8 protein-coding genes and 2 pseudogenes are annotated in these 7,114 nt (G+C 51.3%); all 10 read right to left on the reverse strand.

The features are described 5' to 3' along the window. Window positions 1-201 (reverse strand): annotated as a pseudogene (locus tag CPT76_RS25145) (F0F1 ATP synthase subunit beta); the annotation flags it as partial. 247 nt (window positions 202-448) lie between these two features. Next, window positions 449-1,312, reverse strand: coding sequence for an ATP synthase F1 subunit gamma (gene atpG / locus CPT76_RS25150; RefSeq protein ID WP_076174672.1), 864 nt, complete (start codon window positions 1,310-1,312; stop codon window positions 449-451). A gap of 187 nt (window positions 1,313-1,499) precedes the next feature. Further along, on the reverse strand, window positions 1,500-3,005 hold the full coding sequence (gene atpA / locus CPT76_RS25155) for a F0F1 ATP synthase subunit alpha (protein ID WP_105444860.1): 1,506 nt from the start codon (window positions 3,003-3,005) through the stop codon (window positions 1,500-1,502). 16 nt (window positions 3,006-3,021) lie between these two features. After that, on the reverse strand, window positions 3,022-3,570 hold the full coding sequence (locus CPT76_RS25160; protein ID WP_089549717.1) for a F0F1 ATP synthase subunit delta: 549 nt from the start codon (window positions 3,568-3,570) through the stop codon (window positions 3,022-3,024). Then, on the reverse strand, window positions 3,567-4,055 hold the full coding sequence (gene atpF / locus CPT76_RS25165; RefSeq protein ID WP_105444861.1) for a F0F1 ATP synthase subunit B: 489 nt from the start codon (window positions 4,053-4,055) through the stop codon (window positions 3,567-3,569). The genes CPT76_RS25160 and atpF overlap by 4 nt, the downstream gene beginning before the upstream one ends. A gap of 142 nt (window positions 4,056-4,197) precedes the next feature. After that, a complete protein-coding gene (gene atpE / locus CPT76_RS25170) occupies window positions 4,198-4,422 on the reverse strand; it encodes a F0F1 ATP synthase subunit C (protein WP_036706394.1) in 225 nt (74 codons plus the stop codon). An 89-nt stretch (window positions 4,423-4,511) separates the two neighbouring features. After that, window positions 4,512-5,320: pseudogene (atpB, locus tag CPT76_RS25175) on the reverse strand (F0F1 ATP synthase subunit A). Between the two features lie 30 nt (window positions 5,321-5,350). Beyond that, window positions 5,351-5,728 (reverse strand): ATP synthase subunit I, encoded by a 378-nt coding sequence (locus tag CPT76_RS25180; protein ID WP_076174683.1) that lies wholly within the window; start codon window positions 5,726-5,728, stop codon window positions 5,351-5,353. Further along, window positions 5,721-5,975 (reverse strand): AtpZ/AtpI family protein, encoded by a 255-nt coding sequence (locus CPT76_RS25185; protein ID WP_076174685.1) that lies wholly within the window; start codon window positions 5,973-5,975, stop codon window positions 5,721-5,723. Before CPT76_RS25185 ends, CPT76_RS25180 begins: the two co-directional genes overlap by 8 nt. A 177-nt stretch (window positions 5,976-6,152) precedes the next feature. Next, window positions 6,153-7,114, reverse strand: a 962-nt coding sequence (gene wecB / locus CPT76_RS25190; RefSeq protein ID WP_105444862.1) for a non-hydrolyzing UDP-N-acetylglucosamine 2-epimerase, incomplete at its 5' end; no start/stop codon positions are given.

Here is a 7,114-nt window from a genome sequence, read left to right on the forward strand (position 1 = left end):
CCATCGGTAGAGGACATGGCAATACAGCGCACCATGTTATCGCCCAGATGGTTTGAAGCTTCCAGAGTCAAGTCAATCTGGCGTCCGCCAGCGACTGTGCCCTCAACTTTAATTGCATTGTAGATTTCCGGTAGTTGACCTCTTTCGAATTCGATGTCGACAACCGCACCCCATAATGCTGACAACGCGTCCTTTGTTCATCTTTTTTGTCCCTCCTACAAGTCTGCTGTATTCGCAAACCTAATCGTAAGCCATGCGGCTTAACGGTATGCTCCGTGCAAGGTTCTATCATGAAATATAGATCATGTCTATCGCAGGTAACCGAAGCCGACAGACCGATTAAGGATGAGTTTGCTGCTGAAAACCAGGCGGGGCTTCTCCATACGCGGACAAGCACCCCCCGGGTTATGAAAACTGTTATTCGAAAATAAGACACCGTCTAAAAATCTTATACCTGAGCGTTCGCACCAGATACGATTTCCGTAATTTCCTGCGTGATCGCCGCCTGACGCGCACGGTTGTAAGACAGCGTCAATTCGTTGATCAGCTTGGTCGCATTCTTCGTCGCCGCGCCCATCGCCGTCATCTTGGCACCCAGTTCACTGGCTTTGGCGTCCAGCAGTGCGCTGAAGATCAAGGTTTCGGCATATTTAGGAAGCAGAGCTTCCAGAACGGCTTCCGGAGACGGCTCGTATTCGTAACTGGCCACCGGAGAAGCTGCGGATTCCATGCTGTCCATCGGCAGAAGCAGATTGGCTTCCGGAATTTGCGTCAACGCGTTCACAAAGCGGTTGTAGATGACGTACAGCTCATCGATTTTGCCTTCCTCAAACTCGCGGACCGCTGCGGAAGCGATCGACTTGATGTCGGCAAACGATGGCGTGTCGGACAAGTCCGTAACCTCTTTCACAATCGGAAGCTCTCTGCGGCGCATGTAGTCGCGGCCTTTCCGTCCAATCACGAACAATTCGTATTCGTCGTTGGACTTATGGCGTTCCTTAATCATCGTCGAGACAAGCTTCAGCACGTTGGCGTTCGAACCGCCCGCAAGACCGCGGTCGGAGGTGATGACCAGGTATCCGGTTTTCTTCACGGGACGTTTCTCAAACATCGGATGCTTGATGCCTTTGGTACCGGACGCGATGCTGGAGACCACTTCCTTCAGCTTCTCGGAGTAAGGACGGGAATGCTGCGCCATCTCCTGGGCTCTTCTCAGCTTGGAGGCAGCGACCATTTCCATCGCCTTCGTGATCTGCTTCGTGCCTTGAATACTTTTGATCTGACGTTTAATTTCGCGTAATCCTCTTGCCATGTTTTCACCACCTTCAAGCTTTGACAAAGTCAAAGCTAACTTCGTAAGCGAAACTGAACTTTAGCAGAGCTAAAGTTACTTCGAAAGCATTTACTGAGCTTTGACATCGTCAAAGCAGACTTCGATGCGCATATCTAAAAAGATGAACCCGAGCCTTGCGGCCCGGTTCACGTCCAGGCTTACGCCATCACAGCAAAGCCTCTTTAAATTTATCAATAGCCGCTTTCAGAGCCGTTTCGTTGTCGGCAACCAGATCTTTGGTATCGCGGATGGACGCCATGATCTCAGGATGGTTGCTTTCAAGGAACGCCAGGAATTCGCTCTCGAAACGACGGATGTCGCCGACAGGAATGTCGTCCAGGTGTCCTCTGACTGCCGTGTACAAGCTGGCTACCTGCTGCTCAACGCTGAGCGGCTGGTTAACCCCCTGCTTGAGGATTTCCATCAGTCTCGCACCACGGTTCAAACGGGCCAGCGTGGATTTGTCAAGGTCGGAACCGAATTGGGAGAACGCTTGAAGCTCGCGGTATTGGGCCAGATCCAGCTTCAAACCGCCGGCGACTTTCTTCATCGCCTTGAGCTGCGCGGAGCTACCTACCCGGGATACGGAAATACCTACGTTGATCGCCGGACGCTGTCCAGCATAGAACAGTTCGGACTCAAGGAAGATCTGTCCGTCCGTGATCGAAATAACGTTGGTTGGGATATAGGCGGATACGTCGGACGCCTGTGTTTCAATGAAAGGCAGAGCGGTTAATGAACCACCGCCGAGTTCATCGGACAGCTTCGCCGCGCGTTCCAGCAAACGGGAATGCAGATAGAATACGTCACCAGGATAAGCTTCGCGGCCTGGAGGACGTCTGAGGAGCAGGGACAATTCGCGGTATGCCGCTGCCTGCTTCGTCAAGTCATCATAGATGATCAAGGCATGCTCGCCTTTGTACATGAAGTACTCACCCATTGCACAGCCCGCATAAGGAGCGATGTACAAGAGCGGAGAAGGCTCGGAAGCCGATGCGGTAACGACGATCGTGTAGTCCAGAGCGCCGTGACGGCGAAGGTTTTCCACGACGTGCGCAACCGTCGATTGCTTTTGGCCGATGGCGACATAGATACATTTCACGCCATTGCCTTTTTGGTTAATGATCGTATCGATCGCGATTTGGGTTTTACCCGTTTGACGGTCACCGATGATCAGCTCGCGCTGTCCGCGGCCGATTGGCACGAGAGCGTCAATCGCTTTGATACCGGTTTGCATTGGCTCATGAACCGATTTACGGTCGATAACGCCTGGTGCACTGCTCTCAACCGGACGATAAGCGGAAGCTTCGATCGGTCCTTTGCCGTCCACTGGCTGACCAAGCGGGTTGACAACGCGTCCGAGCAGAGCTTCCCCAACAGGAACCTGCATGATGCGTCCGGTACGTTTCACTTGGTCGCCTTCTTTGATTTCCGTGTAAGGTCCGAGGATAACGACACCTACGTTGCTTTCTTCCAAGTTCAGCGCAAGGCCTACAACACCGTTGGCGAACTCGACGAGCTCACCGGCCATAACATTGTCGATCCCGTGAATACGGGCGATACCGTCACTTACTTGAATAACGGTGCCGACTTCGGCCACTTCGATGTCAGATTTATATTGTTCAATTTGACTTTTAATCAGCGTACTGATTTCTTCAGGTCTGATACTCAAGTGTCTTCACCCCTATCTACTGTGCTAGTCTGTTAAAAGACTTTTCAAGCCGTTCCAGCTTCCCTGCCAAACTGCCGTCGTACAGCATATCGCCGATGACGACTTTTACACCGCCGAGCAGATTTTTATCAATCACGTTGGTTACGCGAATTTTCTTCTTAGCCAATGCTCCAAACTCCGCGGCAACCGTTTCGATTTCCTGGTCGCTCAGCGGATAGGTGGAGTACACCGTGGCGTCCGCGAGTCCAAGGCTTTCGCCTTCGATCCGGACGTAGCTGTCCAGCAGGTCGGCGAACAGATCCGCTCTGCCCCGCTCGATCAGCATATCAACGGTGTTCATGACCGGCTGGGATACTTTGTCTTGAAGGGCCTTCTTCAGCACATCCAGTTTCACCGATACGGCAATGTTGGGCGTGGAGATAAAACGGCGGATCTCGTCATCCTGGGTAATGGCCCCAACGACGGCCTTGAGCTCCTGCTCCACTTCCAGCGTTTTCTGCTGCTGCGCAGCCACTTCAAACAGCGCCTTCGCATAACGCTTGGCTGCTATTGTCTCCCGGCTCATGGTCTGCCCCCTACCTCTTTAAGGTACTGGTCCACGAGCTCTTCCTGAGCCTTGTCGCTGCTGACTTCCTTCTCAAGCAGCTTGGATGCGATCTTCACGGATACGGCGCCCAGCTCGCTGCGCAGCTCCTGAACCGCCTTGTTCTTTTCGCTTGCGATATCGCGGACAGCGTCCTCTTTAATACGAGAAGCTTCCACCTTGGCTTGTTCCATAATTTGGTCAGCCTGCTTGCTGCTCGTTTGTCTGGATTGCTCGATAATGTCGTAAGCCTCTTTGCGCGCATTTTCCAGAGCTTTTTTCTGCTCTTCTACGTAAGCAATGGCTTGTTCACGGGTTTGTGCCGCTTCGTTCATTTGACTCGTCACAAGCTCGCGGCGCTTCTCCATGATGGAGAACAACGGACCGAAAGCGTATTTGCTCAGAAGCCAATACAGAATCACAAACGCAATCAATGCCACAATGAAAGACGAAGGGATAATAGTCAATCTAGTCACTCCTTTCCGGTGCACGTTCAGTCTTGTTCATCAGACAATCAGATAAGGAAGGATCCAAGAACCTTCCTTATCTGACGGCTAAAAAGAAGGCGCGGATGGCCGTGGCCTTCCCCGCCAAACCTTACTGCTTAAATTAAGCTCCTGCGTAGAACAAGAACGCGAGTACGACACCGATGATTGGAAGGGCTTCGACCAGACCTACACCGATAAACATTGTCGTTTGAAGCGTGGATTTCGCTTCTGGCTGACGAGCGATACCTTCAACCGTTTTACTTACGATCAGACCGTTACCAATACCTGCGCCAAGTGCGCCCAAACCTACTGCAATCGCAGCTGCAAGAAATGCCCAAACTCCCATTTGTAAAATCCTCCTTAGAGATGTGTATTTTATTATTATTTATGTTTAGTTAAGAGTGAAGAAAGAAAACTCCAAGCTTAACTTTGAAGCTAATGTTCGTGTTCGTCGTGACTTTCTATCATTTGTGAGATGTAAACCATCGTCAGGATCGTAAAGACGAAAGCCTGGATGGCGCCGACGAAAATACTGAAGCCCTGCCAAACGATGAGACCGAGCGCGGAAGCGATGTATCCGCCTACGCCGAGTGCGGTCAGTTTCAACAGAACCGAGATCAGCACTTCACCCGCGAAAATGTTACCGAATAGACGCATGCCCTGCGTCAGCAGCTTCGCAAACTGCTCGATAACGTTGATCGGGAAGAAGAACCAGTAAGGTTGGAAATAGTGCTTGAAATAACTCTTTGTATTTCTGGTCATTCCCAGGAAGTGCGAAAGGAAGAATACGATAAACGCGAGCCCCATGGTAACCGAAGCATCAGCTGTCGGGGATTTCCACCAGGCCACCTCGACTTCTTCAACATCCGGATGCTTTGTAAATTCCTGTGTGACAGAAACGAGTTCCTTACCAAAGATATGAGCATGTTCCGGATCGTGGACTCCTGTAACGATACCAAAAGGAAGACCCAATAGGTTACCGACGAAGATAAACATAATAAACGTCAATCCAAGGGACAGAAAGTGCTTCCCCTTCTTCCAATCCATCGTGCTGGAAATCAGGTTCTGGACGAATTCTACCGTCCATTCCATGAAATTCTGCAATTTCCCCGGGTTTTGACTGACAATTTACGGGTTGCCAGCTTCGCGATCACAAACACGATTACGGAGGTTACGATGAGCATCAGGATTGTGGAAAGGTCGAATTTTATGCCGCCCAATTCAATAATCGGTGATGTATGCATGTTTTTCTCACCCCTTTCTCAGTTGAAGGTCTACTCCTGTTTACGAGACAATCGAATCCCTATGAATAAGAGAAGAAACTGTGCCAATACCAGTGTTGCCGCTACGGCATACAGGTTAAACGTCTCCGGCCTTTGATAGGCCACAACGACGGCCAGCACACTGAGGGCTGCACGGGTCAGAAAACCCATATTTACTCTCTTGCCGCCCCCGCCTTCGACTGAATCCAACACTTTTTGCACTTTATAGCCCAAATAAAAGCTATTGGCAAGGCTGACACTGGAGCCAAGCACCATACCCAGCGCTATACTCCGGTATTGCGGGAAGACAGCAGCACCCAAGAAGCAAAGAGCCAGGAAATAAAGTGTCGCTCTAGTCAATACCCTGCGGTATTTCCATAGTTCACTCATCACTTTCCCCCATGACTGCCTTGGTGATCATAAAAACGCTTACGCCGCCAATCGCCAGACCCAGCAAAACTCCGAATGCGATCCAGAGTCCGGGTCCTCCCCAAATCTTGTCCAGCCAGGAGCCGAGATAAAAGCCCCCTAAAGTACACGCGGCCAGATCGATTCCGATGGCGCTTACAAGGCCCGCATACTTCAGAGGGCTTGCAGCATTTTTATTGGATTTTTGCGGCTTATCAGGTTGATTCATCTCTGTCCACCCTCTAATCCCAGTTCATTTTACTGAATGACCCGAGAGTTTGTCAATTGAACAAATCCGTGTCGAAACTGGCTGGAATTGTGACTAAAATCACTGCAAAAAGCCCGCAAATCCGTGTCAACCGTACAGTTTAACTGTATGCTGTACTCTTTGCCCTCAGAATATGGCTTAACTTTCCTTTGTGAACATTCTGTGAAATTGTTCCGGACGTTCATTTTTGATGCCAAAATGATGCAAAATCGCGTCGACAATCCGCTGGGATGCCTTGCCATCTCCGTAAGGATTCGCGGCGCCGCTCATCGCATTATAGGCCTCCTGATCGGTCAGCAAATGCTTCGTCCGTCCGTACACTTGTTCCTCATCCGTTCCCACCAGCTCGAGCGTTCCCGCCTCGATCCCTTCCGGACGCTCGGTCGTGTCACGGAGCACCAGCACCGGCACACCGAAGGATGGAGCTTCTTCCTGAAGACCGCCGGAATCCGTCAAGATCAGATGCGTATGCGGATAAAAATTGTGCAAGTCTACAACATCCAGCGGTTCAATCAGCTTAATTCTTGGATGATTGCCCAAAATTTGATGCGCTGGTTCTTTGACCGCCGGGCTTGGATGGACCGGATACACGATGGCGATATCGTCGAATTCGTCAGCGATCCGCTTCACGGCACGGAAGATGTTCAGATGAGGCTCGCCCTGCGATTCGCGCCGGTGCGCCGTCATCAGGATCAGCCGTTTGCCCTGCGCCCAGTCGAGCACCGGATGGTGATAATCCGTCTTGACGGTGTACTGGAATACGTCGGTAACGGTATTGCCAGTCACGTAAATGTGGGACTCGTTCTTGTTCTCCTTCTTCAGGTTGCCTGCAGACCAGTCGGTCGGGGCAAAATGAAGATCGGCAAGCACGCCGGTCAACTGGCGGTTCATCTCCTCCGGATAAGGGGAGAGCTTGTTCCACGTTCTCAGGCCCGCTTCTACATGTCCTACCTGGATCTTTTGCAGGAAGGCCGCATAGCTGGCCAGGAAGGTCGTCAGCGTGTCTCCGTGCACCAGAACGATATCAGGCTTGGCCTCTTTCAAAACCGGCTCCAGGCCCTGCAGAACGCGGATGGTCACCTCGTTCAGCGTCTGGTTCT

The sequence above is a fragment of the Paenibacillus sp. AR247 genome, assembly GCF_002968895.1.
Classification (GTDB): Bacteria; Bacillota; Bacilli; order Paenibacillales; family Paenibacillaceae; genus Paenibacillus_AQ; species Paenibacillus_AQ favisporus.